The organism is Pseudomonas sp. LG1E9 (genome assembly GCF_003290225.1).
Taxonomy (GTDB): Bacteria; Pseudomonadota; Gammaproteobacteria; order Pseudomonadales; family Pseudomonadaceae; genus Aquipseudomonas; species Aquipseudomonas cyclaminis.
Window position 1 is genome coordinate 1,140,928 of record NZ_CP029983.1, and the last position, 24,564, is coordinate 1,165,491.

Consider the following 24,564-nt stretch of genomic DNA (forward strand, 5'->3'; position numbering starts at 1 on the left):
ATGCGGTCAAAATGTGGGAGGGGGCTTGCCCCCGATGACGGCCTGCCAGGCGACACATAACCCGGAACCTGAAATGAAACAGAAAAAAGCCCAATGGCCGTGGCACCTGCTGACCGTAGTCGTGCTGGTCGGTCTGGCCGGCGCTTTGTACTACGCCACTTCGCTGATGTCCTACGAATGGCGCTGGAACCGCGTGCCGCAATACTTCGCGTACCAGGCCGAAGAAGCCCAGCGGGCAGCGGATATCTCCACCGTCATTGACCTGGTCCGCAAAGGTGACGTGGCCGAAGTGACCCTGCGCAACGACGCAGGCGCCGAGCAGAAAGTGACGGTCGCCGACAACAGCCTGCAAGTGTCACGCGGCGACGATGTCGCCGAAGGTGATGTTATTGGTGTGAATCGTCATTGGGCCCTGGGCCCGCTGATGTGGGGTTTGTGGACCACGCTGTGGCTGTCGATTGTCTCCGGGATTCTCGGTTTGGCGATTGGCCTTGCTACCGGTTTGTGCCGACTTTCGAACAACCCGACCTTGCGTGATCTGTCGACGATCTACGTCGAACTGGTACGCGGCACCCCATTGTTGGTGCAGATCTTCATTTTCTATTTCTTTATCGGCACGGTGCTCAACCTGTCCCGTGAATTTGCCGGGATCGCCGCGCTCTCGTTGTTCACCGGCGCCTATGTGGCGGAAATCGTTCGTGCGGGTGTGCAGTCCATCACCCGTGGCCAGAACGAAGCCGCACGCTCGCTCGGCCTGAGTGCCGGCCAGTCGATGCGCCATGTGGTGCTGCCGCAAGCCTTCAAGCGCGTACTGCCGCCCCTGGCAGGGCAATTCATCAGCCTGGTGAAAGACACTTCGCTGGTCTCGGTGATCGCCATTACCGAACTGCTCAAGAGCGGTCGTGAGGTAATCACTACCTCGTTCTCGCCGTTTGAAATCCTGTTCTGCGTCGCAGGCCTGTACCTGCTGATCAACCTGCCGCTGTCGAAAATGGCCAGCCGGCTTGAGCGGAGGCTCGCCCAAAGTGATTGAAGTCCGCGATCTGGTAAAAGTCTTCGACACCCGTGGCCATGTGGTACGCGCGGTGGACCACGTGACCACCCAGGTGGCCAAGGGCGAAGTGCTGGTGGTGATCGGCCCGTCCGGCTCTGGCAAGTCCACCTTCCTGCGCTGCCTCAATGGCCTGGAGGAGTTCGACTCGGGTTCGGTGAGCATCGACGGCCTGCAGTTGGCCGATCCGAAAACCGACGTGAACGCCTATCGCCGTGAAGTCGGCATGGTGTTCCAGCACTTCAATCTGTTCCCCCACATGACGGTCTTGGAAAACCTGTGCCTGGCGCAAAAAGTCGTGCGCAAGCGCGGCAAGCAGGAGCGTGAAGCCAAGGCCCTGGCCCTGCTGGAAAAGGTCGGCATTGCGCAAAAGGCCAACGAATTCCCATCCCGGCTTTCCGGCGGCCAGCAACAGCGCGTGGCGATTGCCCGGGCGTTGGCGATGGAACCCAAGGTGATGCTGTTCGACGAGCCCACCTCGGCCCTGGACCCGGAAATGGTCGGCGAAGTGCTGGACGTGATGAAGACCCTGGCCCTGGAAGGCATGACCATGGTCTGCGTCACCCACGAGATGGGCTTTGCCCGCGAGGTAGCGGACCGCGTGCTGTTCTTCGATCATGGCAAGTTGCTGGAAGATGCAGCACCGGCCGAGTTCTTTGATGCACCGAAAGACCCACGTGCCCAGGCGTTCCTGCGTCAGGTTCTGTAGGCACACGCCGTTCAGACCTTGAACCTTCCTACACACTGCTGCAGATCCGTTCCCAGTCGCGCCAACTCGATACTCGCTGCCGCCGTTTGCTCACTGGCGGCAGCGGTTTGTTCCGAGACGTCGCGCACTTTCAATACGCTGCGATTGATCTCTTCGGCGACCAGGCTTTGCTCCTCGGCCGCTGCGGCAATCTGCGGGTTCATTTCCTGGATGAGCGCCACGGTGCGGGCGATCTCCGTCAGGGCGTCCCCGGCGTTACGGGTCAGGCCGACGCTGTTGTCAGTGAGCGTTCGGCTGTAGTCCATGATGTCGGCAGCCTGCTGCGTGCCGCTGTGCAAGCCGCCAATCAACTCTTCGATTTCCTCAGCCGACTGCTGGGTCCGCTGGGCGAGGCTGCGCACCTCATCGGCGACCACCGCGAAGCCTTGGCCGGCTTCACCGGCCCGTGCCGCTTCTATCGCGGCGTTGAGCGCCAACAGGTTGGTCTGCTGCGACACCGACTTGATCACATCCAGCACGCTGCCGATCTTCTGGCTTTCGCGTTGCAGGCCCAGCATGGCTTCGCTGGAACGGGCCATCTCGTGGGCCAGGTGTTCAATTTGCGCCACGGCATCCATCACCACCTGATCGCCCAGTTCCGCCTGTTGAGTGGCCTGGCTGGCGGCGATCGACGCTTGCTCGGCGTGGCGCGCGACTTCCTGGGCGGTGGCCAGCATCTGGTTCATGGCCGTCGCCACCTGCTCGGTTTCATCGCGCTGGTTATTCACTCCGGCGCGGGTCTGTTCGGTGACGGTGGAGAGTTCCTCGGCGGCGCTGGCGATTTGCCGCGCGTTGTCGCTGATGTTGCCGATCAGCCCACGCAGGTTCAGCGTCATTTGGCTCATGCTGCGTTGTAGCTGGCCCAGCTCGTCGCGACGCTGTGTCTGCACATCGTGGCTCAGATCGCCCTCGGCAATGCGATTGGCCAGCGACAGCGCCTTGCGCAGCGGGTGCACGATTTGCCCGGCGATCACCCAGGCGGCCAGGGCGCCGAGGAGCAGGGCGGCCGCGGCGATGCCCAAGGTCTGAATGCGCGCTTGTTCGGCTTCGCGGTCGCGTCGTTGGGTCTGATCCTGGCTCAAGAGGTCACTTTGTGTGAGCAACTGATCCAACTGCTGCTCCAACTGGTTATGTGCACGTTCGGTCGTGAGTTGGATGTCCTTGAGCCGGGTCAGGTGGGTGCGCACGCTCAGTACGGCATTTTTGAGCGCCACGCTGTCGACCGACAGCTTCGCCACGTCAGCTTGGGCGAGTTCAAGGCTTCGCTCAGCGTCAACCACGGCTTGGTCATAGGCATCCAGTGAGCTGGACGCCCAGGCTGGACTCTTGGCACGGTCTTCTGCCTGCTCCATGGCCTGGCGCAGGTTTTCGACGGCCTCCAGGGCTTTTTCATCGTCCTGATCAGGCAAGTCGCTGGTCAGCTGTGCCAGGACATCGCCAGCACGAGTGGTGCTCTGCGTCAGTTGTCCGCGGGCATTTTCGCGTTTTTCCACCAGCGCAGGCACGCCCTTGAGGGTGGATTTGAAGGTGGCGGAAATCCGCGTCATCTCCTGCAAGTATTGAAGGGACTTTGGCACCTTGAGTCGGTTGGACAGCTCCGTCAGGGCCCCGTCGACTTTCTCCATGCTGGCGCTCAATCGACTGAGGCTGTTGGCCTCGTCCAGAGTGCGGTAGAGAATTCTGTCGGCACGCAGTTCTTCGCCAGACACCGCCAGTTGCGCCAGCACGGTCAAGGTTTGTGAGCGGTAAAGGGACGCTGCCAATGCTTGCCAGCCGGTCACGGCAATGACAAGGCTCAGGGCCAGTACCAGGGCGAAACCCAGGACCAGTTTGAGGGTGACACTGGCGTTACCCAGCAGGTGAGTCATTCGACCAAACATGATTGACCTCCGACAAGCGAGCTAACGGGTGTAGTTCGATGAACTCACTTGAACGCTAGTGACTTTGAAGGTCGGGTGGGCCTGAAAAACGTGTAGGAAATTTCACAGATTGCAGGCGGCGACCCAGGGCAGGTCGCCGCGCGGGGAGGTGGGTCAGACGCGGAAGCGACCGACCAGTGCTTGCAGGTGGGTGCCCAGGCGCGCCAGTTCGGTGCTCGACGCGGCGGTTTCTTCACTGGCTGCAGCCGTCTGCTCCGAGACGTCGCGCACGTTCAGCACACTGCGGTTGATCTCTTCCGCCACGGCGCTTTGCTGTTCGGCGGCGGTGGCGATCTGGGAGTTCATCGCCTGGATGGTCGAGACGGTACGGGTGATGTTCTCCAGCGCGCTGCCGGCGCGGCGGGTCAGTTCGACGCTGCTGTCGGTGAGGTTGCGGCTGTTGTCCATGATGGTCGCGACCTGTTGCGTGCCGCTCTGCAGGCCGGCAATCAGCTCTTCGATCTCTTCGGTGGACTTCTGGGTGCGCTGGGCCAGGCTGCGCACTTCATCGGCCACCACGGCGAAGCCACGTCCGGCTTCACCGGCGCGGGCGGCTTCAATCGCCGCGTTGAGCGCCAGCAGGTTGGTTTGCTGGGCCACGGACTTGATCACGTCGAGCACGCTGCCGATCTTGTCGCTTTCGCGTTTCAGGTCGCCCATGGCGACCGTGGAGTTGCCAACCTCAGTGGCCAGGCGCTCGATCTGGGCGATGGCTTCACCGACCACCTTGTCGCCTTCGCGGGCCTGCTGGTCAGCTGCTGCGGCGGCTTCGGAGGCTTCTTCGGCATTGCGTGCGACTTCCTGCACGGTGGCGGCCATCTCGTTCATCGCGGTGGCCACCTGGTCGGTCTCGACTTTCTGGCTGTTGACCCCGGCGCTGGTCTGTTCGGTGACGGCCGACAGTTGCTCGGCAGCGCTGGCGATCTGGGTCACGCCTTCGCTGATGCCGCCGATCAGCTCGCGCAGGCCTACGGTCATGCTCTGCATGGCCCGTTGCAACTGGCCGAGTTCGTCCTGGCGCAACGAGGTCAGGTTATGGCTCAGGTCGCCTGAGGCAACGCGCTCGGCGACCTGGAGGGTCTGGTCCAACGGGATGATGATCTGACGGGTGATCGCCCAGGCAGCCACCAGGCCAAAGATCAACGCCAGCACGGTAGCCAGCAGCAGAAGGTACTTGGCTTGTGCGGCGTCGGTATCGCGCACCACCGTTTGGGAAATGGTCAGCTTGTCGCTGTGACCCAGCAGCAGATCGCCTTGTGCGGTCATGATCTTGAGGGCAGCTGCGTTGGCCACCTGCGAGTCACGGTACTGGCTGACAGCGGCGCGGTAGGCTTGCAGCGAAACGCTGGCCTGTTGCAGATTGGTCGAATATTGATCAGGCAGTTGGCCGTTGAGGCTGGCGATTTTTTTCAGGGCGTTGTCGATGGCATCCAGTGCCGGCTGCTCGGCTTCGACCTTGCCGCTGTAGGTGTAGCCGCGCACCTGGAAGCGCGCCTGCTGGATCAGCTTGCTCACGTCCACCACGCTGTTGAACAGGCTGACGCTGTCGCCTTGCAGCAACGACTTTTCGATCTCGTTGATTTTGACGACCGCATTGTCGGCGGTATCGCCCAGCTTGCTGCGGGCGTTTTCGCGGTTGGCGCCAGCCTGCACCATGTCGCTGAAAGCGCGCTTGTACTGGTCCACAGCGGCCAACTGTTCATCGACCAGGGCCGTGTCGGCGGGTTGTTCAATCAGCGTGCGGGCGGTCTTGAGGCCGCTGTCGAGCTTGTTCAGTAACTCGCTGACCGCGCCCGGGCCTTGTTCGCCACGACGCATGTCATAGTCCAGGCGTGCGAGACGCAAGTCCTTGGTCAACCCATTGAGGCTGGAGATAAAGCCCAGCTTGTCACCGCGACTGATCACATCGCCCAAGCCTTTCCAGCCGGTGAGGGTGATCATTACTGTGAGCAGTAATACCAGGCCGAAGCCTACGCCCAGTTTGGTTTTGACGCTGACATTCCCCAGCTTTTCGGCTAACCAACGATACATGCTGCGAACTCCCGTGGAACAAGGCTTGGACTTATTCAGGAGTTATCGGCACGGTTCCGGGATTCTGTAGCGATGCAGACCAATGTGGGAGGGGGGCAAGCCCTCTCCCACATTGGATGTGTGGTGTGTTTAGAACAGGCGGGCGAGGAGGGCCGTCACGGCGGTTTCGACCCGCAGGATCCGGGCGCCAAGTTGCACCGGCTGCAAGCCGGCCTTGGCCAGCAGGTCGACTTCGTAGGGAATCCAACCGCCTTCGGGGCCGATGGCGAGGGTCACCGGCTCATCCAGCCCGCGGGGGCACGCTGGATAATCACCGGGATGGCCAATCAGGCCCAGGGTGCCTTCGGTCAGGGCCGGCAGGCGGTCTTCGACGAACGGCTTGAAGCGTTTTTCGATGATGATCTCGGGCAACACCGTGTCCCGCGCCTGTTCCAGGCCGAGGATCAGTTGCTCGCGAATCGCTTCGGGCTCCAGGAACGGGGTTTGCCAGAAGCTCTTTTCCACCCGGTAGCTGTTGACCAGCACCACCTTCGGCACACCCATGGCGGCCACGGTTTGCAGCACCCGGCGCAGCATTTTCGGGCGCGGCAGGGCCAGCAGCAGGGTCAGGGGCAGCTTGGTCGGCGGCGGTTGGTCGAAGCTCACTTGCAGTTCGGCTTCACTGGCTTCCAGGCGCAGCAATTGCGCGGCGCCCATCAACCCGCCGATGCGCCCCACGCGCAGGCTGTCGCCGACGGCGGCGCGGTGGACTTCCTGCATATGCACCAGGCGTCGATCACGCAGGATCACCCGGTCGGCCGCGATAAAGTCGGCCTCTTCAAGCAGCAGCAGGTTCACGGCTGGGTCGCTGGCGGCTGGTCGTCGTCGGCGGGTTGGTCATCCGGGTGTTCGCCACGCTTGCTGATCAAACCGCTGAACAGGATGCCGATCTCGAACAGCATCCACATCGGCACGGCCAGCAGGGTCTGGGAGAAGATGTCCGGCGGCGTCAGGATCATGCCGACCACGAAGCAGCCGATGATCACGTACGGGCGGATCTTCTTCAGATAGGCCACGTTGACCACGCCGATCCACACCAGCAGCACCACGGCCACCGGGATTTCGAAGGCCACGCCAAAGGCGAAGAACAGCGTCATCACGAAGTCGAGGTAGCTGGTGATGTCGGTCATCATCTCCACGCCGGCCGGAGTGGCAGCGGCGAAGAACTTGAAGATCAACGGGAACACCAGGAAGTAGGCGAACGCCATGCCGGTGTAGAACAACAGGATGCTCGACACCAGCAGCGGCACGGCGATGCGTTTTTCGTGCTTGTACAGGCCCGGCGCAATAAAGCCCCAGATCTGATGCAGGATCACCGGGATCGCCAGGAACAGCGAGACCATCATCGTCAGTTTCAGCGGCGTGAGGAACGGCGATGACACGTCGGTGGCGATCATCGTCGCGCCGGCCGGCAGGTACTGGCGCAAAGGCGTGGAGACGAAGGTGTAGATCTGCTGGGTAAAGGCGAACAGCCCGGCAAAGATGATGAAGATGGCCGCTACGCAACGCAGCAGGCGGGTACGCAACTCGGTGAGGTGCGAGACCAGCGGCATGTGCTGGTCGTTTTCCGGTTTATCAGCGCTCATGGGGCTCGCGGCGGCAATGTAGGGTCATGGGGCGCGGGCGACGCGGCAGGCGTCGGCGCAGGCTCGGTTGGCGCGGTCGGAATCGGGGCAGCGGGCGCAGGCTCAACGGCGGGCGCGATGCTGTGCTCGGCCACGGGTTCCACCGGTCTGGCGGGTTCCTGGACGGGGGACAGAATCTTCCGGGCTTCCTGCTCCAGCGACAGAATGTGCTCGTTGTGCAGTTGCCGGCGGATCTCGTCGGCGCCGATTTCCCGTTCAACTTCCTGTTTGATCGCGTTGAAACTGCGTTTCAGGCGCCCGATCCACAGGCCGGCCGTGCGCGCGGCACCGGGCAGGCGTTCCGGACCCAGTACCAACAGGGCCACGAGGCCGACGAGCAGCAGTTCAGAGAAGCTGATACCAAACATTAGTCAGTGCTCACGAGTCTTTGCGGGTCGGCTCTTCGACTTTCTCAGCCTGCACGTCGAAGGTGCGACGCTCGGTGATCGGCTGGGCGGCCTGCGGATGCACCGGCTGGGCCGGCGGCACCGGATTGGCGGCTGGGTCGGCAGGCTTTTCGTCGTCGTTCATGGCTTTGCGAAAGCCCTTGATCGACTCGCCCACGTCGGTGCCCAGGTTCTTGAGTTTCTTGGTGCCGAACACCAGTACCACGACCACCAGAATGACGATCCAGTGCTTCCAGTCAAAAATGCCCATGCTGCAAATCCTCTAGTCTTAGTTATTCAAGCGGACGGGCGCGAGGCCTTTTCGGCATGCCCGGACAAGCCGAAGCGACGGTCCAGTTCATCCAGTACGGCCTGTGGATGCTGCCCCAGTTGGGCGAGCATGACCAGGCTATGGAACCACAAGTCAGCGGTCTCATAGATGACATCGCTGCAGTCGCCGCTGATTTGTGCGTCCTTGGCGGCGATGATCGTCTCGACGGACTCTTCGCCGAGCTTTTCCAGAATCTTGTTCAGGCCCTTGTGGTACAGGCTGGCGACGTAGGAGCTGTCGGCGTCCGCACCTTTGCGGTCTTCCAGCACCTGGGCCACGCGGTTCAGGGTATCGCTCATGATCAGTGTCCTGCGGAGTAAATGGCGTGCGGGTCTTTGAGCACCGGCTCTACAACCTTCCATTCGCCGTTCTCGAATACGCGGTAGAAGCAGCTGTGACGGCCGGTGTGGCAGGCGATATCGCCAATCTGCTCGACCTTGAGGATCACCACGTCGGCGTCACAGTCGATGCGCATCTCGTGCAGGGTCTGCACGTGCCCGGACTCTTCGCCCTTGCGCCACAGTTTGCCACGCGAACGTGACCAGTAAATGGCGCGCTGCTCAGTGGCGGTGAGGCTCAGGGCCTCGCGGTTCATCCAGGCCATCATCAGCACGCGCCCGGTCTTGTAGTCCTGGGCAATGGCCGGCACCAGGCCGTCACTGTCCCACTTGATCTCGTCCAGCCAGTCTTTCATGTTCGGCTCCGGCAATTTGCGACAGTGTATAACCGGATTGGCTATCGACGCACGATCAGATAAACACCCACGGCGACCATGATCCCCGCTGGCCAGTGGCCCAATTGATTCAACGGCCCGCCAATCGCCAGCATCACCCCGCCCACCAGGTGCGCCGCGCCGAGCAGGCGCAGGAACCAGTCGTCCTTGCGCTTGCGCCATGGTGGTTCCGGGTCCTTGGCGTGGGGCTGGGACATGCGTTCCAGCAGGTCGCGGGTCATGTTGGCCAGGTGCGGCAGTTGCTCCATCTGGCTGTGCAGGTTGCCCAGCACGGTTTTCGGGCTCATGCGCTCGCGCATCCAGCGTTCCAGGAACGGCTGGGCGGTGTTCCACAGGTCGAGGTCCGGGTACAACTGACGGCCCAGGCCTTCGATGTTGAGCAAGGTTTTTTGCAGCAGGACCAACTGCGGCTGCACTTCCATATTGAAGCGCCGCGCCGTCTGGAACAGGCGCATCAGCACCTGGCCAAAGGAGATATCTTTTAACGGTTTTTCAAAGATCGGTTCGCATACGGTGCGGATAGCGGCTTCGAACTCGTTGAGTTTGGTTTCCGCCGGAACCCAACCTGAATCAATGTGCAACTGCGCCACTCGGCGGTAGTCACGCTTGAAGAAGGCGAACAGGTTGCGCGCCAGGTAGTCCTGGTCTTCCGGCGTCAGGCTGCCGACGATGCCGCAGTCGATCGCAATATACTGCGGGCTCCACGGGTTGACGGTGCTGACAAAGATGTTGCCGGGGTGCATGTCGGCGTGGAAGAAGCTGTCGCGGAACACCTGGGTGAAGAAGATCTCCACGCCGCGTTCGGCGAGCATCTTCATGTCGGTACGCTGGTCGGCCAGGGTCGCGAGGTCGGTGACCTGCACGCCGTAGATGCGCTCCATCACCAGCACCTTGGGGCGGCACCAGTCCCAATACACCTGCGGCACGTACAGCAGCGGCGAGCCTTCGAAGTTACGTTTGAGCTGGCTGGCGTTGGCAGCTTCGCGTAGCAGGTCGAGTTCGTCGTAGATGGTTTTTTCGTAGTCGGCGACCACGTCCACCGGGTGCAGCAGGCGCGCATCGGCAGAGAAACGTTCGGCGGCGCGGGCGAGGATGAACAGCCATGCCAGGTCCTGGCCGATGATCGGCTTGAGACCGGGGCGAATTACCTTCACGACCACTTCTTCGCCGGTCTTGAGCTGCGCGGCGTGGACTTGTGCCACGGAGGCTGAGGCCAGCGGCTCGACGTCGAAGCGGGTAAAGACGTCGCTGATCTTCTTGCCCAGCTGTTCTTCGATCAACGCCATCGATTGCTTGGAGTCGAACGGCGGCACGCGGTCCTGCAACAGCATCAGTTCGTCGGCGATGTCTTCGGGCAGCAGATCGCGGCGCGTCGAGAGGATCTGCCCGAACTTGATAAAGATCGGCCCCAGGTCCTGTAGCGCCAGACGCAGACGCGCACCCCGGCTCAGCTCCAGTTGCTTGCGCGGGAACCAGCGCCACGGCAGCACATAGCGCACCGCCAGCAGGAACCACGGGAGTGGCAGGGCGAACAGCAGGTCATCAAGGCGGTAGCGGATTACGACGCGCTGGATACGAAACAAACGGCGGACGGCGAGCAGCTTCATGCGTTATCGCTTGGATCAAGGGAACGGCTCAGGCGCTCGAAGCGGGCCTCAAGGCGTTCCAGGTCGATTTTGGCCTTGTCGAGTTCGCGAAAGCGCGCTTGCGCTTCCCGTTCTCCGACCAGGGTGCGCGATTCTTCGCTCAGGTATTCGGCAAGGTTCTGGTTGAGGCTGGCGAACCCTTGCTGGTACCAGCGCGTGCGGCTGCGCAGGTGCCCGCTGATCAGTTGGGTGGCCACGGGGCCGATCCAGCGTGACAGCTCGTATTCCCAATCCAGCTCCAGGTCTTGCAGCACGGCGGCCAGGTCCATCAGCACCGCGCTGTCGCCTTCCAACGCCACTTCCGGGCTGTGCAGGATGGCGGTCTTGTTGCGGCTCAAGGCCAGGTGCAACAGGCTCGATGCCGGCGCACGCAGGGTGCAGTCGGCGTCGGCGGCCCATTGGCTGGCGAGCAGCAGGCCTTCGTCGCTGGGCAGGATAAACAGCTGCAAGGCGGGGCTGGTGCAATCGACGGCAATCACCTTGCCATTCAAATGCGCGAGCCGCGCCAGGGCGGTACTGTCCAGGCGCAGCACACGGTTGAGGCCGTGTTCGACGCTGGCGAGCAGGCCTGCGAACAGCATCAGGGCTTGATGCCGCGGTGCAGGGCGACGATGCCCGAGGTCATGTTGTGGTAGGTCACGCGGTCGAAACCGGCCTCTACCATCATCGACTTCAGGGTTTCCTGGTCGGGGTGCATGCGGATCGACTCGGCCAGGTAGCGGTAGCTCTCGGCGTCGTTGGTGATCAGCTTGCCCATCAATGGCATGAAGGCGAAGGAATAGGTGTCGTAGACCTTGGACATCAGCGCGTTGGTCGGCTTGGAGAACTCCAGCACCAACAGGCGGCCACCCGGCTTGAGGACGCGCAGCATCGAGCGGATCGCGTCTTCCTTGTGCGTCACGTTGCGCAGGCCGAAGGCGATGGTCACGCAGTCGAAATGGTTGTCGGGGAACGGCAGCTTTTCAGCGTCGGCCTGGACGAATTCAATATTCCCGGCCACGCCCTTGTCGAGCAGGCGGTCACGGCCAACCTTGAGCATCGAGCCGTTGATGTCCGCCAGTACCACCTGACCCGTCGGGCCGACGAGCTTGGAGAACTTGGCCGCTAGGTCGCCCGTACCGCCGGCGATGTCCAGCACGCGGTTGCCGGTGCGTACGCCCGACAACTCGATGGTGAAACGCTTCCACAGGCGGTGCATGCCGCCGGAGAGCACGTCGTTCATCAGGTCGTACTTGGCGGCGACGGAGTGAAACACCTCTGCGACTTTTTCCGCTTTCTGGCTTTCCGGGACGTTCTTGAAGCCGAAGTGAGTGGTGGGTTCGGCATCGCTGCCTTTGCGCTGATCAGTCATATCGCTGTCACCAAAAGAGAATGCGGGACATGATAATCCCCAAGGCCTGCTTTGTCTTGGCAAGGCTGCAGGTAAGATAGGTGCCCACCGAGACCTTTTGCCGCATTGAAGGCAGGCAAATCCCTATAAAGAGGAGTCATTGCAATGGCCCGTATCACCGTTGAGCGTGCACATTCCCTGGGTAAAGAAGGCGCACGGGCAAAGGCCGAGAAGTTGGCGCTCAAACTCAAGGAACAATATGGCCTGGAGCCTTCGTGGTCCGGCGACACCTTGAACCTCAAGCGTTCCGGGGTTAAAGGCACTGTATTAGTGGCGGATGATTCGCTGCGTATCGATGTGGAGTTGGGGCTGTTGATGTCGGCCATGAGCGGCACGATCAAGTCTGAAATCGAGAAAGCCCTGGATAAGGCGCTGGCCTGACCGATTGTTCTTAGGGTGCCGATTCTAATTTTCCAGCCTACTTTGTGCCCAGGCCCTCAACTCCTGTGGGCCGTTCCTCTCCCCCGATCTGCGTGAGGTGCACCATGGCCAAAGTTATCCTGAAGAAAAAAATCGACGTTCAGACCGGTGTCCTGACTGACGTTAAAACCTACGCCCGCAAGATCTGGCTGGCCGGTCTCGGTGCTTATGCGAAGGTCGGCAGTGAGGGTGGCGAGTACTTCAAAGAGCTCGTAAAGAGCGGTCAACATGTTGAAAGCAAAGGCAAAAAAGTTGCAGTTGAACAACTTGATGCCGCCAACAGTCAGATTGACCAAGTAAAGAGTAATGTCTCTGCCGTCAAAGGTCTGGTAGAAGTTCAGCTGGATAAAGTTGAAAAAGCTTTTGATACTCGTGTAGCCAGTGCCTTGAATCGAATCGGCATTGCGTCTAAACATGACGTGGAGACACTCTCTGCTAAGCTCGAAGAGCTGACGGCATTGCTCGAACGTGTCGCGCGTAAACACTAAGGAGACATCGGGATGGCTGTTAAAAAGACTACTCAGAAAGAAGGCAGCTCGTGGGTCGGGGAAGTTGAAAAATATTCCCGTAAGATCTGGCTTGCTGGTTTAGGCGTGTACTCGAAGGTTAGCAGTGACGGCGGCAAGTACTTCGAGACTTTGGTCAAGGACGGCGAGAAAGCCGAGAAGTTGACCAAAACCACGGTTGGTAAAAAAGTTGAAGCGGCCAAGGCAACTGCCGGTTCTGCCAAGTCGAGTATTTCTGACACTTGGGGCAAGTTGGAAGAGACTTTCGACAAGCGTCTGAACAGTGCCATTTCGCGACTGGGTGTGCCGAGCAAGGCCGAGCTGAAAACGCTGCACAGCAAGGTCGATACCCTGACCAAGCAAATCGAAAAACTCACCGGTGCCAAAGTCGCCCCGGCTAAAGCCGCTGCGGCTAAGCCGGCTGCCAAGCCAGTCGCTAAAACGGCTGCTGCCAAACCCGCCGCTAAAACTGCCGCCAAGCCTCTGGTAAAAGCCGCCGCCAAGCCAGCTGCAAAACCTGCGGCCAAGGCGCCAGCTAAGGCCGCTGCCAAGCCAGCCGCCAAAGCCAAACCAGTGGCTGCCAAAGCCGCTGCCAAGCCTGCGGCTAAACCTGCAGTGAAGGCCGTCGCCAAACCGGCAGCCAAACCTGCTGCTAAAACCGCAGCCGCCAAGCCAGCCGCTAAACCAGCTGCTGCCAAACCGGCGGTGGCCAAGCCTGCTGCAAAACCAGCAGCTGCGAAGAAGCCAGCGGCCGCGAAGAAGCCAGCAGTCGCGAAAAAACCAGCAGCGCCAAAGCCGGCCGTAGCCGCCAAGCCTGCAACGCCAGCGCCAACCGCTTCGACAGCCAACTCGGTGTCCGCGCCAGCACCTGCTGCCGCCCCGACTGCAACGCCGGCAACCCCGACGCCATCCAGTCAGTCCTGATCCTTTCGGGACAAAAAATGCCCGGCCTGCAAAGGTCGGGCTTTTTTTTGCGCGTGATTCCAGCCTCTGTTCAGTTGTAGGTGATCGAAACGGTCACCGCGCTGGCCAGGGTGCCTTGGGTGATCGCCGCACCGGTTTTGTGGTACGCCGCTGTGAGGGGGATCACCGCTTTGTGGCTGCTCGTTGCCACCTTGCGGCTGCGCTGGGCGGGGGTGCCGTTGGCGGGAATGACAAAAGCTGGGGAGACGCGGTGTACCAGTTGAAGGGCGGTCCCCTTGGAGGTCCCTGTGTTGGAAAAAAGCTCGGCGTTGCCGGCGGAGGCTTTTCCTGCGAACAGAAACGTCACGTTACGTATATCCGACTCGCAGTCGGCAGAGACCTCGAAATCAAACGCGCCCGTACTGGGGGTTGCATCGAAGTCAGAGACCTTGACCGTCGGCAGCGTGATGTTGCGGTTCTCATCGCCGGCGGCCAGGTTGCATGTGCCGGCGTTGACTTGCCCGATAAAGGTCAAGGTGCCCGTGGTCTCGGCCTGTGCAGTATGGGTTATCAGGCTCGCCGTGATTGCCAGCAGCAGGGTGAGTGTTCGAATGCTCATCAAAGGGGTCTCGGGGTTTCAGTTATAGGTAATGTTGACGGTGGCGGTACTGACAAGAGTGCCCGGGGTGACTGTGCCGTTTTTGTGATAAGCAGCGCCCAGCGGCAAGACGGCGCGGTTGCTATCAACCACCACCGTGCGCGTGTTGTTATCGCCGTTGGCGCCGATATTTTGGATCCCTCCACCTATGCGGGAGTAAAGCCACACATCTACTCCGCGAGCAGTGCCGGTATTGGCAAAAAGCGCTTCATGCCCTGGCGCGGGTGTGCCTGAAAAGCGAAAGGTGACATTGGATGCGTTGGTGCAGTGGGCGGTGAGATCGAATTGGCGTTCGCCGGTATAGGTGGCGTTTTGAAGGGCGCTGACTTTGATCGGGTCGAGCGAGATCGTACGGTTGACGTCACCGGTCGCCAGGTCACAGGTGGCGCCAGGGGTGACAAAACGAACAGAGTTACCCAGGCGCAGGGTAAAACCGTCTGGGCGTCCGTCCCTTTTGGCTGACCAGATTTCTCCGGCTGGTACCACCCCATCGGCGACAGCTGCGATTTTGTAGAGCTTCAATTCTGCGGCGGTGAGGCTGGGGGCTGTTCCACTTGAGGGCGCGCCTGGTTGAGTGTGCATTCCAAAAAAATTGGTGAATCCCCCGGCACTGGTGATGCGCAGACGTGCACCTACACCTGGCGCTTCGGTGCGATGGAACGGGGGGACCGGAGGCATGTTGAGGAATCGCCCGGTAATCCTCAGGTGCGCGTCCCTGCAGACCGCGAAAAAGGCAGGTGCGGTTCCGCTGAATGCGCGACTGATGATTTCCCCGCCTATAGGTAGATCGGCCGGGACGGTGATCGTGTCAGGCAGATTGAGGGTGAGCGTGCTGTTCATATACCGGTCACAGTCTGCATGAGCGGCGATCGGCAGAACGAGGGCCAGGAGTGTGGAGATAAATTGCAGGGAGTGTTTCATCGTCAGTCTCGCAGTGAGGAATAGGCCTTGTCGGCCCGGCAAGTGCCAGAGTCCAATTGCCGCAATCGGTTGGCGCCCTCGGTGCTTGGTTGAACGTCGAGGTGGTAGCGCAGCCTGCAGGTGGCGCGGGGGCTGGATCCCCACCTGACCGTCAACTGCCCCTGCGTGCGAGGCACGCGGACAAAGGCCTTGCCGCCCTGGCCGACCACGCCGACGCTGGCGTCGTCTTCATCGAATACATCCGCGCCGAACGGTAACGGGCTGCCATCCTCGCGCCGCGCCGTAATCAAGAGGGCCTGGCCGCTGACGGTTTCAAACTGCACCTTCACCACCGACCCGGCGCGAGGCGCGACGTTTTGCGCGGCGGTCTTGAGTTCGACGTCGACGGACAGATCCCTGGGGTCCAGTTCAACGACGTTCTGGCGATAAGGCGTGAGGTGAGGTACCACGGCGAAGCCGCTTTTGCCGACCTGTGCACTGTGGTTGCCGTTGATCCGCGCGCCCAGGGCGTCGGGTGCCTGGACGATGCCGATGGTGTCGCCCAGTTCTGGGGCGAAGGTCACGCCGTCCGGGTGGGCGACAAGACCGCCGGTCATGCCAAACGAGGTTGTGCGATACGTGTTGCTCTGGCCGTAGCTGGCGGACAGCACCCCTGGGTTCGCCTGGTATTTCACGTCTGCGCTTGTGGCGTTACCGCTGCCGAGCGTTCGGCTGGCCCCCAGGCCGTAACTGAGTTCACTGCGCTCGCCGAGACTACCGCCCAGGCTGAGGCGTTCGCCGCTGCTTTGATCGCCGCGGTAGGCCGTGGTGGTCAAGGTTGGCGCGTGCGCGTCGCTGCCCAGCGGCAGGCTCAGGGTGAAGTCTACTTGCTGGTCGACCCGCTCACTCAGCAGGTCCCGGTTGCGCTGCGCACTCACGGTGTAGTGCAGTCGCCTCCAGGTGCCGCTGTACCCGGCGGTAAACGTCAGGTTGCCGCTTTTACGGTTCCAGTAGTTCTGTGATGAGCCCGTCAGGTAAACCGCGCCTTGCTTCAGGCTCTGGTTGAGGCTGATGTCCATTCGGTCGCGCAGTCGCGATACGTTGTCCAGGCGCACCCCGTCGAGGGCGAAGTCGCGGATGCGTGCCGCATCGCCCACGTTCAGGAAGCCCTCGGTGGAATAACGGTACGCGCCGAGGGCAAAGTGGGTGCCGGTATCGGCGAAATTCTTGCTGTAGCGCAGTTGCAGGCTTTGCCCCTTACGTGATCCATGCCCCGGCAAGTGGGCGTCGGAATAGGTCAGGTCTAGCGAGAGTGCGCCCAGCGGCGTATTGAAGGCGGTGCCCAGCAACTGTGAGCGGTAGTCATCGCCCATCACCCCGCCGGTGTACCCGGTCAGCAGGTTGCTCAGACCCTGCTGATAAGTGGCCTGCGCCAGCATTGGCGGGTGGCGCAGGCCGATCTCATCCAGCCGCCCGAGACTCAACGAGTAGCGGCTGAAACCTGGGCGCAGCAGGTGGGCATTGGCGGCGAACGGCACGATGAATTCACGCTGGCGCCCATCGGCCTCGGTGATCGTGACGTTCAGGTCGCCACCGTACCCGGTGGGGAACAAGTCGTTGAGCACGAAGGGGCCAGGCGCTACCGACACTTCGTCCAATAGCACGCCGCGCTGGCGCACCGTGACGCGCGCATTTGTCTCGGCAACGCCGCGTACCACGGGCGCAAATCCGGTCTGGGAGTCGGGCAGCATGCGGTCATCGCTGAACAGGCTGGCGCCGCGCAGGCGCACGCTGTCGAACAGTTCGCCGGGGGTGTAGATCTCGCCCGCGATCAACTGTGAGCGCAACGTGCTCCATTCGCGCTGCACGTAAGTGGCGTTGCTTTGATAACCGGAACCGAGCGTGGAGCGGCTGTAGCTGCCGTTGTGGCGCCAGTGCCAGTCGCCCAGGTTGAGCCCGGTGTTGAGGCCCAGATACTGGGAGCTGATGGAGCGGCCATTCGTCTGGGTGGCAAAGGTGTTGGCGTTGTAGCGTACAAAGGCGGCATTGATCCCGTGGTCCCATTGCTGCGGGTCGACATAGCCCCGTGCCTTGCGCGCCAGGTAAACCTGCGGAACCTGCAGGTCCAGGCGGTTTTCGCCGGAGTCGAACTCGCTGCTGGCGCCGGGCAGGTAAGTCGCAATATCCGCGCAGCGGGCAAACGGGGCGGCCGGTGTCTGACCGGCTTCGACAGGCCGCTGTGCGACCGTGTCCAGGTTGATGCCAAACCTGAGCAGTGCATCGCGCTCCAGGCACAGTTGTGCGGCCTTCTGACCGTTCACGGCGACGAAGTGCAGGGTTTCACGGCCTGTCCACTGGCCGTTGAGGTGCACGTCGGTGCGATAGTTGCCGGGCAGGGTGACATTGCCTTGGTTGAACTTTGATACGTCAACCCGCACCCCGGTCGCATCCGTTGCAAAGAAGGCGGGGTTGAATTCCACAGGCTCAGCCCCGTGGGCACCCATGGCGTGCGCGCCACTCACCAGCAGCAGGCAGTGCGCTGTAAGTTTAAAACTCATGTTTACGTTCTCAAAAACAGCCGCTGTCCAACCGGCGGCATGGGGCGTCCCTGCCCCATCAAATGGGCGTCAGCAGAAGGTGTGTGATGAAGCGCGTGGCCTGGCCAGCCGGATGGCTGAACGTCGGGAAGCTACGGTGAAGGCCGCCTGTCTACATCGTCATGGCAAGACCTTGGCGTTGTGCTGGACCTTGACCCCAAAATCGTCGAGCGTTTCGAACGCTACGGTCGCAGCGCTGCTCGGCGGAGTCTTGAGGCTGGGCAGCTCAAAGCGATTGCGCCCGCCCGGAATCACCATGTTTGCGGCACTTGAAGCCGATGTTTCGCGGGGATGACGCTGCCCGGCTACCTGCACTTCAATCTGCTCGAAGGTCATGTGGTAGGGGCTTGGGTTATAGACTTCCAATGCCTGGTTTTGCCCCGTGGATACGACGCGCCACTGCAGTTTTCCAGGCGCGGCGTTGACGTCGTAAGGCAGGGTCGATGGACGATAAAGCAGCTTGATCCGGGAGCGAAAAGCCAACTGCAACTGATTGCCTTGTTGGGCGTCTGGCGACTGCGAGGGCACTTCCAGCAGGTTGAACCAGAACAGGCTTTCCTGCGCCGCCGCAAGCGTTGCTCCGGTGTAGGCCAGGCGCACAACCTGTTGTTTTCCGGGCTCCATCCGAAAGATCGGCGGCGTGACCACAAAGGGGATGCCGGCCAGGTCCGGCGTCGAGTATTCGTTTCCATCGTCCAGCCAGGTCTGCACCAGTACCGGTGTCTGGTTCTTGCTGTCGAGCCTGACGGTGACCTCCCTGGCGGCCTGCGGGTAGACAATTCGGGTGCTGTGGATCACGACGCTCGCATACGGGGCGTGGCTGGCGAACAGCACAACCACCGCTGTCAGCAGCTTGGCCAGCCGGTGTGAAAGGGAAGCGGTCTTCATGCGAAAAGTCATCCTGCGCAAGAGGTGCACAGATTCGCCGAGTGGCGTACCCGGGCACCAAAGTCACTGACGGTGGTGAATTCGATGCTGCTTGCGCCACGGGGGCGATTGCGCAGCAGCGGCAGCACAAACAGTTTCACGTCACCGGCCGGGAGCAACAGGCCGTCGTTGGCGTCCTTGCTGGGCGCCTTGCTGAACCGTTTGCCGTCGCTCAGCAAGTCGAGTGAGGCCAGTGAAATATGGTAGGGCGTGGGGTTGGTAGCCTGCAGGGCAAAGCCTTGTTCGTGGGCCACCAGTGCCCACTGCAATTTTTCCGGGGCGTTGCCAACGGTATAGGGCAGTGCCTGTGGCCTGAGGAACACGCGCAAACGGGTGCGAAATGACAGTTCGATCTGGTTTTTTTGCGCCGCATCCAGCGCGCGCGGTGGTACTTCCAGGATGTTCAGCCAGAACAGGCTTTCGCGGTCGTTGGGCAGTGGTTCGCCGGTGTAGCGCAGGCGCAGCGCCTGTTGCTGGTAGGGCTCGATCCGGAAGATTGATGGCGACAGCGTGAACGGCACCTGTGTAGTCGCCGGTGTGGAGTGCCGGTCGCCCCTGTCCAGCCAGGGTTGTACCAGTGCGGGGCGGCTTCCCTTGTTTTCCAGGCGCACCACGACCTCCGGTTGTCCGACAGGGTAGATCACTCGCGTGCCGTGAATAATTACGCTGGCATGGGAGGGCAGCGCCAGTGGCAACAACACGCCAAACGCAAAGGCAGCAAGCCAGGCTGTTTTTTTCATCGTCTGAAGTCTCATGGCATAAGGCGGCATGCATACACAGGCTTGCCCGGCCTTACTCGGCGTATTCGATCGTAAAGCCAACGCGGGTGCTGACCTTGCCTTCGCTAGCGGGCCCGCTTGCGTATATTTGCGCGGCCAGCGGGATAACGGCCTGGTTGTCGGCGATCACCACGCCTGCCGATTTCTCGGTGTAGACATTAATGGGCGAGCCATCACGGTTAGTCACTTCGACCTGCACATTCTTGGCGTGGGTGGTGTCGGACGGGTCGTCGTAACCGTCGATGTTCAAGCGCCCGGTGGCCACGTCGATGGCCGGGCTGGTCGGGTCAAAGGCAACCATGGCGGTGCGGCTGTTGGTGCAGCTGCCCTCGCCGGGCGCGCCAATACGAAGGGTGAAGCCCGTCAGGTTGGCGCGATTCCCCGCCGTCGCCAGGCGTGCGGCAGACACGCCACCCAGGTTGACGTCCTTGACCACCTTGCCCGCGCCCGGTTCAGCCCCTTCGACCGTGCAGGTCACATCCGTCACCAGGCCGCTGAAGTTGATAACGCCATCAGCGGCATGCGCAGAGTGTGAGACAGCGCCAGCCAAGGTCAGAGCTGCGGCAACGTGGGATAAAGCGATGAGTTTCATGGAGTGTCCAGTTGTGAATGACTTGGGTAATTGCCACCGGTAAAGCGCGGTGTTCTGAATGCTTGGCATGTGGTGGGTGACATAATTTGTATCGAAAAGTGAATTTCATCTATAGAGATGTATCGAGTTTTGGTTCGAGATAGTTCGAAAGTGTATTGTTTTATTTAAAAATTTTACGAGGGCATGGCGTGGCATAAAAGTTGTTATAAGAAAGTTCTGTAAGGGAACTCTGTAAGATGCAGCGCTATATATTGCTGTGCAGTATTGAAGCCTGTGTTTGGCTCAGGTAATAAACAGGCTGTGTGCGGCGCTGTATTTGCTTATGCGGGAGTCTGGAATGCCAACTTCAAAAGGCAATACGTGTACCGTGATGTTGCTGGATGACCATGAAATGGTTCGCCAGGGCATCGAGTTGAGCCTGAATATGGAGCCCGATCTTGAGGTGATCGGTTCCTTCGGGACCGGCAGGGATCTGCTGGACGCCCTGGGCCGGCGGCCGGCGGATGTCGTGGTGATGGACTTTATCCTGGCACCGTCGCAAAGCGATGGCCTCAGCCTGATCCAGGCGTTGAATAGACGCTTCCGCCAATGCAGGCCTTTGATTGTCTGTTCCCATTACACGCCTGCAACGGTATCGCTGTCTTTGAAGGCAGGCTGCTGGGGCGTTCTGGGTAAAACCCAGAATCTGACTGAGCTGATTACCGCTATCCGAACGGTCGCCCAAGGGCGCATTTACTTGCAGCCTTGTATGGTGCCGGCGTTGCAAGGCATGCAGTCCTTTGCCCATGTTGCGAATATGAAGTCGAAGCAGGATGTATCAACGCCGATGCAGTTGAATGTGTGTCTCACGCCCAAAGAACAGGAAGTACTGCGGTGTTTTCTGGATGGGATGTCGGTGAATTCCATTGCAGCAAAGTTTTCGCGCAGTGCAAGTACCATCAGTACGCAAAAACAATCGGCCTATCGAAAGTTGGGCATCAAGAACGACAGTGAACTATTCAAGTTTACCCAGCAGTTCGGCGAACCTGGCTGACGGGTTTTCAAACCGTGTCTTCCAGATAACGCAATGCCAGCCGCTCTGTCGCCAGCCGGGCCGGTAACAGCAAATGCGGCGCTACCAGCATCATGATTTGATACACCACCACCCCTACCTCACCTTCGCGATCAAGTATCCGCTGGTAATCCAGCGAGAACAGCAACGTCATGGTGATCTGCTCCACCAACTGGCCCAGCGCCTGGGTGTCACTGACCACCTGCCCCGCGGCCTTCAATCGAGCCAGCAATGAGGCCAGTGTGCGTTTGAGTGCCGTGAGCAGGCTGCGAATGCCCTTGGCCAGTTTCGGCAGGCGTCCTGCCAGGTTGGACAAGTCCTGGAACAGAAACCGGTAGTGGGCCATGCGCTCGACGATCAGGTGCAGGAACAGCCAGTAATCCTCCGCCTTCAGTTGTGCGTCTGCGGGCGGGTCCAGCAACGGTGCCAGCTCACATTGAAAGCGTTCGAACAGGCCAATGACCAGCGGCTCCTTGCCATGGAAGTGGTAGTAGAGGTTGCCTGGGCTGATCCCCATTTCATTGGCCACCTCCATGGTCGATACATTCGGCTCGCCCTTGTGGTTGAACAATTGCAGGGCACATTCAAGGATTCGGTCGCGGGTCTTCATCCAGTCTTCTTAATGTGATCGTTGAGCTCAGCGCACCCGCACATAGGTGCCCGGTGCCGCTTCCATCGGTGGGTAATTCTGGTTGCCCAGGGCGGTGAGGGTTTCGCGCGGCACGCCCGAGCGCTGTTGGATCCACTCCAGCCACTGGGGCCACCAACTGCCTTCGACATGACTGGCGTCGTAGTACCAGGCGCGTGGATCGCTGCTCAGCTTGAGGTTTTCGACGTAGTTGGCCTTGGGGTTGCCCGGCGGGTTGAGGATGCTCTGGATATGCCCGCTGTTGGACAGCACGAAACGCCGATCGCCGCCCAGCAATTGCGTGGAGCGGTACACCGCGTCCCACGGCGTGATGTGGTCGTTGATCCCGGCCACGCTGAAGCTGTCCACTGTCACCTTCTGCAAGTCGATGGGCGTGCCGCACACCTCCAGGCCGCCGGGATGGCTCAGGGGGTTGTGTTTGAAGAAGTCCAGCAAGTCGCCGTGCAGCGCGGCGGGCAGGCGCGTGTTGTCGTTGTTCCAGTACAGGATGTCGAAGGCAGGTGGTTCCTTGCCCAGCAGGTAATTGTTGATCCAGTAATTCCAGATCAGGTCGTTGGGGCGCATCCACGCAAAGACCCTGGCCATGTCGCGGCCGTCCAGCACACCTTGCTGGTAGGAACGACGCTTGGCGGCTTCAAGGGTTTGCTCGTCGGCGAACAGCATGGCGGGGCTGTCGATCTGGCTGTCCAGCAGGCTCACCAGGTAGCTGGCGCTGGAGATGCGGCGCAGTTGGCGCTTGGCCTGCAAGTGGCCTTGCAGGGCGGCGATGGTCAGGCCACCGGCGCAGGCGCCCATCAGGTTGACCTCGCGGGCGCCGGTGATCGCGCGGCAGACGTTGAGCGCTTCTTCCAGCGCCGCCACATAGGTGGACAGGCCCCATTCGCGGTGGCGCACATCCGGGTTGCGCCAGCTGACCATAAAGGTCTGCAGGCCATTTTTGAGGGCGTACTGCACAAAGCTGTTGGCCGGGCTCAGGTCGAAGATGTAGTACTTGTTGATCTGCGGCGGCACGATCAGCAGCGGCTTGGCGTACTGTTTTTCGCTCATGGGCTTGTACTGGATCAGCTCCAGCAGCTCATTGCGAAACACCACTGAGCCTGGGGTAGTGGCGACGGTCTTGCCCACTTCAAAGGCGTGTTTGCTGACCTGGCGCGGCAGGCCGTTGTTGTGCAGCAAATCTTCAAACAGGTTGCTCACGCCGCGCACCACGCTGTTGCCGCCGGAGTTGAGCAACTCCTTGATCGCCAGCGGGTTGAGCAGGGTGTTGGAGGGTGATACCGCATCGTTGAGCAAAGCGAAGGCGAAGTGCGCACGGGCGCGGTCATCGGCGTTCAGGGAGCTGTCGTCGATCCAGTGGCGGGTCTGTTTCTGCCAGCTCAGGTAGGCTTGCAGGCTGCGCCGATAGAACGGGTTGAGCGTCCAGGTCGGATCGACGAAGCGGCTGTCCCTTGGGTTGGGCTCGTGCACCGTCTCGCCCATCAGCACGCGCCCGAGTTGACCGCCCAGTGCCAGGGCATGCCGGGCGGTATGCACCGGGTTGCGCAAGCCATGGGCAGCGACGCTGCGCAGTGTGGAGAGCAAGTCCCGACCGCGCAGGCCGGTGATCGCACTTTGGGCGTTGATGAACGCGGCGGGTGTGGGCGCCGGGTTCGTCACGGGTCTTTCTCGCATGAGCCAACACTCCTTCGTCAAGCCATCAACAGGCACGCCAATTCAGAACCATAGTCGGTTCCTGGCAAGTTGCGCGGCGGTGCGGTCCTTACACTGCCGGTCGCGGATGAATCACAGCGCGCAGGCGCTCCTCCTCCAGAAACTTCATGATGATCGGCGCCACGGCTTCGGCCCGGGTGATCAGGAATAGGTGGCCGTCATCGATGATGTGCAACTGCGCGTTGGGAATGCGCCAGGCGAGCATGCGCATGTTGACCAGCGGGATCAGCGGGTCGTCGTCCCCGGCCAGCACCAGCGTTGGCTGGCGGATCTTGTGCAGCCAGTGAATGCTGGTCCATCCCAGCCCCGCAAACAGCTGCCAGTAGTAACCCAGCTTGCCGGCCGAGCGCACTTTGCTGGCGTGTTCGGCGGCCAGCTTGGAATCGCGGCGGAACGAGCCGCCGTAGATCATTGGCGCAATTCGCACCACGTGGGAGGGTTGAATGTATCGTCTCGGGCTCGCCATCAGCCACAACACCTTCGGCTTGCCGGGCACCATAAAGGCCCCGGCGGCGGTGGCGGCCAGGATCAGTTTCTTGCAGCGTTCCGGGTAGTCGTAGGCGAACTGCTGCGCCAACGCACCGCCCCAGGACACCCCCACGGCATTCACCTGGCCGTAGTCCAGGTAATCGAGCATGCGTGCGGTGAGCTTGGCCAGGCCGGGAAAGCGATAGGGCCGCTTGGGCGTCGACGAACCGCCCACGCCCGGTACATCGAAGGCGATCACTTCCAGGTCCGGGTCCAATGCCTGGACGAACGGAAACACCAACTCAAGGTTGGCGCCGATGCCGTTGAAAATCAGCAATGGCGTCAAATGAGGCTTGCCTGGGCGTACCGCCGTACGGATGGTCTGGCCATCCAGGTCGATGGTACGAAAGATGAACGGTTGCGGCATGCTCAAGCCCTGTGAGATGTGACGGTTGGAATGCAGGCCAAATGTGGGAGGGGGCTTGCCCCCTCTCACACTTGACCG

General features: G+C 61.1%; 26 protein-coding genes and 1 pseudogene. 6 read left to right on the top strand and 21 right to left on the bottom strand.

Annotation, left to right across the window (positions count from 1 at the left end; genetic code table 11):
• Nucleotides 1-73 precede the first annotated feature (73 nt).
• Complete coding sequence (locus DNK50_RS05430) at nucleotides 74-1,033, top strand: amino acid ABC transporter permease (RefSeq protein ID WP_112193038.1); 960 nt, start codon at nucleotides 74-76, stop codon at nucleotides 1,031-1,033.
• Nucleotides 1,026-1,760, top strand: coding sequence for an amino acid ABC transporter ATP-binding protein (locus DNK50_RS05435; protein ID WP_057724449.1), 735 nt, complete (start codon nucleotides 1,026-1,028; stop codon nucleotides 1,758-1,760). The genes DNK50_RS05430 and DNK50_RS05435 overlap by 8 nt, the downstream gene beginning before the upstream one ends.
• Before the next feature lie 11 nt (nucleotides 1,761-1,771).
• Here DNK50_RS05435 and DNK50_RS05440 read toward each other — a convergent pair whose 3' ends face one another.
• The 12 genes and pseudogenes from DNK50_RS05440 to ubiE all read right to left on the bottom strand — a co-directional run bounded on the left by DNK50_RS05440 (nucleotide 1,772) and on the right by ubiE (nucleotide 11,860).
• Nucleotides 1,772-3,679, bottom strand: a complete 1,908-nt coding sequence (locus tag DNK50_RS05440) for a methyl-accepting chemotaxis protein (protein ID WP_112193039.1) — start codon at nucleotides 3,677-3,679, stop codon at nucleotides 1,772-1,774.
• Nucleotides 3,680-3,832: 153 nt separating this feature from the next.
• Nucleotides 3,833-4,705, bottom strand: a complete 873-nt coding sequence (locus DNK50_RS29410) for a methyl-accepting chemotaxis protein (RefSeq protein ID WP_371929514.1) — start codon at nucleotides 4,703-4,705, stop codon at nucleotides 3,833-3,835.
• Between the two features lie 33 nt (nucleotides 4,706-4,738).
• Nucleotides 4,739-5,749: pseudogene (locus tag DNK50_RS29415) on the bottom strand (methyl-accepting chemotaxis protein); the annotation flags it as partial.
• Between the two features lie 129 nt (nucleotides 5,750-5,878).
• Nucleotides 5,879-6,586, bottom strand: a complete 708-nt coding sequence (locus tag DNK50_RS05450) for a 16S rRNA (uracil(1498)-N(3))-methyltransferase (protein ID WP_099583827.1) — start codon at nucleotides 6,584-6,586, stop codon at nucleotides 5,879-5,881.
• Nucleotides 6,583-7,374, bottom strand: a complete 792-nt coding sequence (gene tatC / locus DNK50_RS05455) for a twin-arginine translocase subunit TatC (protein WP_049710428.1) — start codon at nucleotides 7,372-7,374, stop codon at nucleotides 6,583-6,585. Before tatC ends, DNK50_RS05450 begins: the two co-directional genes overlap by 4 nt.
• The gene (tatB, locus tag DNK50_RS05460) at nucleotides 7,371-7,781 is read right to left on the bottom strand and encodes a Sec-independent protein translocase protein TatB (RefSeq protein ID WP_099583826.1); all 411 of its coding nucleotides are present in this window, start codon (nucleotides 7,779-7,781) and stop codon (nucleotides 7,371-7,373) included. The genes tatC and tatB overlap by 4 nt, the downstream gene beginning before the upstream one ends.
• Before the next feature lie 10 nt (nucleotides 7,782-7,791).
• Entirely contained in the window at nucleotides 7,792-8,070 is a 279-nt protein-coding gene (locus tag DNK50_RS05465; protein WP_017738835.1) for a twin-arginine translocase TatA/TatE family subunit, read from the bottom strand.
• A 26-nt stretch (nucleotides 8,071-8,096) separates the two neighbouring features.
• Entirely contained in the window at nucleotides 8,097-8,429 is a 333-nt protein-coding gene (locus DNK50_RS05470; protein ID WP_003209299.1) for a phosphoribosyl-ATP diphosphatase, read from the bottom strand.
• Nucleotides 8,430-8,431: 2 nt separating this feature from the next.
• The gene (gene hisI / locus DNK50_RS05475) at nucleotides 8,432-8,824 is read right to left on the bottom strand and encodes a phosphoribosyl-AMP cyclohydrolase (protein ID WP_012721796.1); all 393 of its coding nucleotides are present in this window, start codon (nucleotides 8,822-8,824) and stop codon (nucleotides 8,432-8,434) included.
• Between the two features lie 41 nt (nucleotides 8,825-8,865).
• Nucleotides 8,866-10,470, bottom strand: a complete 1,605-nt coding sequence (gene ubiB, locus DNK50_RS05480; protein ID WP_099583824.1) for a ubiquinone biosynthesis regulatory protein kinase UbiB — start codon at nucleotides 10,468-10,470, stop codon at nucleotides 8,866-8,868.
• A complete protein-coding gene (locus tag DNK50_RS05485; RefSeq protein ID WP_099583823.1) occupies nucleotides 10,467-11,090 on the bottom strand; it encodes an SCP2 domain-containing protein in 624 nt (207 codons plus the stop codon). The genes ubiB and DNK50_RS05485 overlap by 4 nt, the downstream gene beginning before the upstream one ends.
• Complete coding sequence (ubiE, locus tag DNK50_RS05490; protein WP_003171186.1) at nucleotides 11,090-11,860, bottom strand: bifunctional demethylmenaquinone methyltransferase/2-methoxy-6-polyprenyl-1,4-benzoquinol methylase UbiE; 771 nt, start codon at nucleotides 11,858-11,860, stop codon at nucleotides 11,090-11,092. Before ubiE ends, DNK50_RS05485 begins: the two co-directional genes overlap by 1 nt.
• 144 nt (nucleotides 11,861-12,004) lie before the next feature.
• On the opposite strand from ubiE, the gene DNK50_RS05495 reads away from it, so the two are divergent.
• From DNK50_RS05495 to DNK50_RS05505, 3 genes are all read left to right on the top strand, one after another.
• Nucleotides 12,005-12,280: a polyhydroxyalkanoic acid system family protein gene (locus DNK50_RS05495; protein WP_099583821.1), complete on the top strand. Its 276-nt coding sequence runs from the start codon at nucleotides 12,005-12,007 to the stop codon at nucleotides 12,278-12,280.
• Between the two features lie 104 nt (nucleotides 12,281-12,384).
• Nucleotides 12,385-12,807, top strand: a complete 423-nt coding sequence (locus tag DNK50_RS05500; protein WP_099583819.1) for a phasin family protein — start codon at nucleotides 12,385-12,387, stop codon at nucleotides 12,805-12,807.
• A 12-nt stretch (nucleotides 12,808-12,819) separates the two neighbouring features.
• Complete coding sequence (locus tag DNK50_RS05505; protein ID WP_112193041.1) at nucleotides 12,820-13,749, top strand: phasin family protein; 930 nt, start codon at nucleotides 12,820-12,822, stop codon at nucleotides 13,747-13,749.
• A 70-nt stretch (nucleotides 13,750-13,819) separates the two neighbouring features.
• On the opposite strand, the gene DNK50_RS05510 is transcribed toward DNK50_RS05505, so the two are convergent.
• The 6 genes from DNK50_RS05510 to DNK50_RS05535 all read right to left on the bottom strand — a co-directional run bounded on the left by DNK50_RS05510 (nucleotide 13,820) and on the right by DNK50_RS05535 (nucleotide 20,181).
• Nucleotides 13,820-14,347, bottom strand: a complete 528-nt coding sequence (locus tag DNK50_RS05510; protein ID WP_112193042.1) for a fimbrial protein — start codon at nucleotides 14,345-14,347, stop codon at nucleotides 13,820-13,822.
• Nucleotides 14,348-14,365: 18 nt separating this feature from the next.
• The gene (locus DNK50_RS05515; RefSeq protein WP_112193043.1) at nucleotides 14,366-15,307 is read right to left on the bottom strand and encodes a fimbrial protein; all 942 of its coding nucleotides are present in this window, start codon (nucleotides 15,305-15,307) and stop codon (nucleotides 14,366-14,368) included.
• A gap of 2 nt (nucleotides 15,308-15,309) precedes the next feature.
• The gene (locus DNK50_RS05520; RefSeq protein ID WP_112193044.1) at nucleotides 15,310-17,844 is read right to left on the bottom strand and encodes a fimbria/pilus outer membrane usher protein; all 2,535 of its coding nucleotides are present in this window, start codon (nucleotides 17,842-17,844) and stop codon (nucleotides 15,310-15,312) included.
• A 159-nt stretch (nucleotides 17,845-18,003) separates the two neighbouring features.
• A complete protein-coding gene (locus tag DNK50_RS05525) occupies nucleotides 18,004-18,771 on the bottom strand; it encodes a molecular chaperone (RefSeq protein ID WP_112193045.1) in 768 nt (255 codons plus the stop codon).
• 8 nt (nucleotides 18,772-18,779) lie between these two features.
• Nucleotides 18,780-19,550: a molecular chaperone gene (locus tag DNK50_RS05530; protein WP_112193046.1), complete on the bottom strand. Its 771-nt coding sequence runs from the start codon at nucleotides 19,548-19,550 to the stop codon at nucleotides 18,780-18,782.
• A gap of 52 nt (nucleotides 19,551-19,602) precedes the next feature.
• Nucleotides 19,603-20,181: a fimbrial protein gene (locus DNK50_RS05535; RefSeq protein ID WP_112193047.1), complete on the bottom strand. Its 579-nt coding sequence runs from the start codon at nucleotides 20,179-20,181 to the stop codon at nucleotides 19,603-19,605.
• 370 nt (nucleotides 20,182-20,551) lie between these two features.
• Between DNK50_RS05535 and DNK50_RS05540 the strand changes: the two genes are divergently transcribed.
• Nucleotides 20,552-21,214 (top strand): response regulator transcription factor, encoded by a 663-nt coding sequence (locus DNK50_RS05540; protein ID WP_112193048.1) that lies wholly within the window; start codon nucleotides 20,552-20,554, stop codon nucleotides 21,212-21,214.
• A 7-nt stretch (nucleotides 21,215-21,221) separates the two neighbouring features.
• Here the strand turns inward: DNK50_RS05540 and DNK50_RS05545 are convergent, their stop codons facing one another.
• The 3 genes from DNK50_RS05545 to phaZ all read right to left on the bottom strand — a co-directional run bounded on the left by DNK50_RS05545 (nucleotide 21,222) and on the right by phaZ (nucleotide 24,486).
• Complete coding sequence (locus DNK50_RS05545) at nucleotides 21,222-21,842, bottom strand: TetR/AcrR family transcriptional regulator (protein ID WP_112193049.1); 621 nt, start codon at nucleotides 21,840-21,842, stop codon at nucleotides 21,222-21,224.
• A gap of 27 nt (nucleotides 21,843-21,869) precedes the next feature.
• Nucleotides 21,870-23,552 (bottom strand): class II poly(R)-hydroxyalkanoic acid synthase, encoded by a 1,683-nt coding sequence (phaC, locus tag DNK50_RS05550; protein ID WP_112193050.1) that lies wholly within the window; start codon nucleotides 23,550-23,552, stop codon nucleotides 21,870-21,872.
• A gap of 88 nt (nucleotides 23,553-23,640) precedes the next feature.
• Complete coding sequence (gene phaZ / locus DNK50_RS05555; RefSeq protein ID WP_017526534.1) at nucleotides 23,641-24,486, bottom strand: poly(3-hydroxyalkanoate) depolymerase; 846 nt, start codon at nucleotides 24,484-24,486, stop codon at nucleotides 23,641-23,643.
• Nucleotides 24,487-24,564 lie beyond the last annotated feature (78 nt).

Excerpts from the sequence above, each read along its gene's own strand:
- DNK50_RS05515 (WP_112193043.1), bottom strand. The coding sequence starts at position 15,307 with ATGAAACACTCCCTGCAATTTATCTCCACACTCCTGGCCCTCGTTCTG.
- DNK50_RS05485 (WP_099583823.1), bottom strand. The coding sequence starts at position 11,090 with ATGCTGTTCGCAGGCCTGCTCGCCAGCGTCGAACACGGCCTCAACCGT.
- DNK50_RS05510 (WP_112193042.1), bottom strand. The coding sequence starts at position 14,347 with ATGAGCATTCGAACACTCACCCTGCTGCTGGCAATCACGGCGAGCCTG.
- DNK50_RS05520 (WP_112193044.1), bottom strand. The coding sequence starts at position 17,844 with ATGAGTTTTAAACTTACAGCGCACTGCCTGCTGCTGGTGAGTGGCGCG.
- DNK50_RS29410 (WP_371929514.1), bottom strand. The coding sequence starts at position 4,705 with ATGCAGAGCATGACCGTAGGCCTGCGCGAGCTGATCGGCGGCATCAGC.
- ubiE (WP_003171186.1), bottom strand. The coding sequence starts at position 11,860 with ATGACTGATCAGCGCAAAGGCAGCGATGCCGAACCCACCACTCACTTC.
- phaZ (WP_017526534.1), bottom strand. The coding sequence starts at position 24,486 with ATGCCGCAACCGTTCATCTTTCGTACCATCGACCTGGATGGCCAGACC.
- DNK50_RS05535 (WP_112193047.1), bottom strand. The coding sequence starts at position 20,181 with ATGAAACTCATCGCTTTATCCCACGTTGCCGCAGCTCTGACCTTGGCT.
- DNK50_RS05500 (WP_099583819.1), top strand. The coding sequence starts at position 12,385 with ATGGCCAAAGTTATCCTGAAGAAAAAAATCGACGTTCAGACCGGTGTC.
- DNK50_RS05540 (WP_112193048.1), top strand. The coding sequence starts at position 20,552 with ATGTTGCTGGATGACCATGAAATGGTTCGCCAGGGCATCGAGTTGAGC.
- phaC (WP_112193050.1), bottom strand. The coding sequence starts at position 23,552 with ATGCGAGAAAGACCCGTGACGAACCCGGCGCCCACACCCGCCGCGTTC.
- DNK50_RS05530 (WP_112193046.1), bottom strand. The coding sequence starts at position 19,550 with ATGAAAAAAACAGCCTGGCTTGCTGCCTTTGCGTTTGGCGTGTTGTTG.
- hisI (WP_012721796.1), bottom strand. The coding sequence starts at position 8,824 with ATGAAAGACTGGCTGGACGAGATCAAGTGGGACAGTGACGGCCTGGTG.
- DNK50_RS05495 (WP_099583821.1), top strand. The coding sequence starts at position 12,005 with ATGGCCCGTATCACCGTTGAGCGTGCACATTCCCTGGGTAAAGAAGGC.
- DNK50_RS05505 (WP_112193041.1), top strand. The coding sequence starts at position 12,820 with ATGGCTGTTAAAAAGACTACTCAGAAAGAAGGCAGCTCGTGGGTCGGG.
- ubiB (WP_099583824.1), bottom strand. The coding sequence starts at position 10,470 with ATGAAGCTGCTCGCCGTCCGCCGTTTGTTTCGTATCCAGCGCGTCGTA.
- DNK50_RS05465 (WP_017738835.1), bottom strand. The coding sequence starts at position 8,070 with ATGGGCATTTTTGACTGGAAGCACTGGATCGTCATTCTGGTGGTCGTG.
- DNK50_RS05525 (WP_112193045.1), bottom strand. The coding sequence starts at position 18,771 with ATGAAGACCGCTTCCCTTTCACACCGGCTGGCCAAGCTGCTGACAGCG.
- DNK50_RS05470 (WP_003209299.1), bottom strand. The coding sequence starts at position 8,429 with ATGAGCGATACCCTGAACCGCGTGGCCCAGGTGCTGGAAGACCGCAAA.
- DNK50_RS05440 (WP_112193039.1), bottom strand. The coding sequence starts at position 3,679 with ATGTTTGGTCGAATGACTCACCTGCTGGGTAACGCCAGTGTCACCCTC.
- DNK50_RS05430 (WP_112193038.1), top strand. The coding sequence starts at position 74 with ATGAAACAGAAAAAAGCCCAATGGCCGTGGCACCTGCTGACCGTAGTC.
- DNK50_RS05545 (WP_112193049.1), bottom strand. The coding sequence starts at position 21,842 with ATGAAGACCCGCGACCGAATCCTTGAATGTGCCCTGCAATTGTTCAAC.
- tatC (WP_049710428.1), bottom strand. The coding sequence starts at position 7,374 with ATGAGCGCTGATAAACCGGAAAACGACCAGCACATGCCGCTGGTCTCG.
- tatB (WP_099583826.1), bottom strand. The coding sequence starts at position 7,781 with ATGTTTGGTATCAGCTTCTCTGAACTGCTGCTCGTCGGCCTCGTGGCC.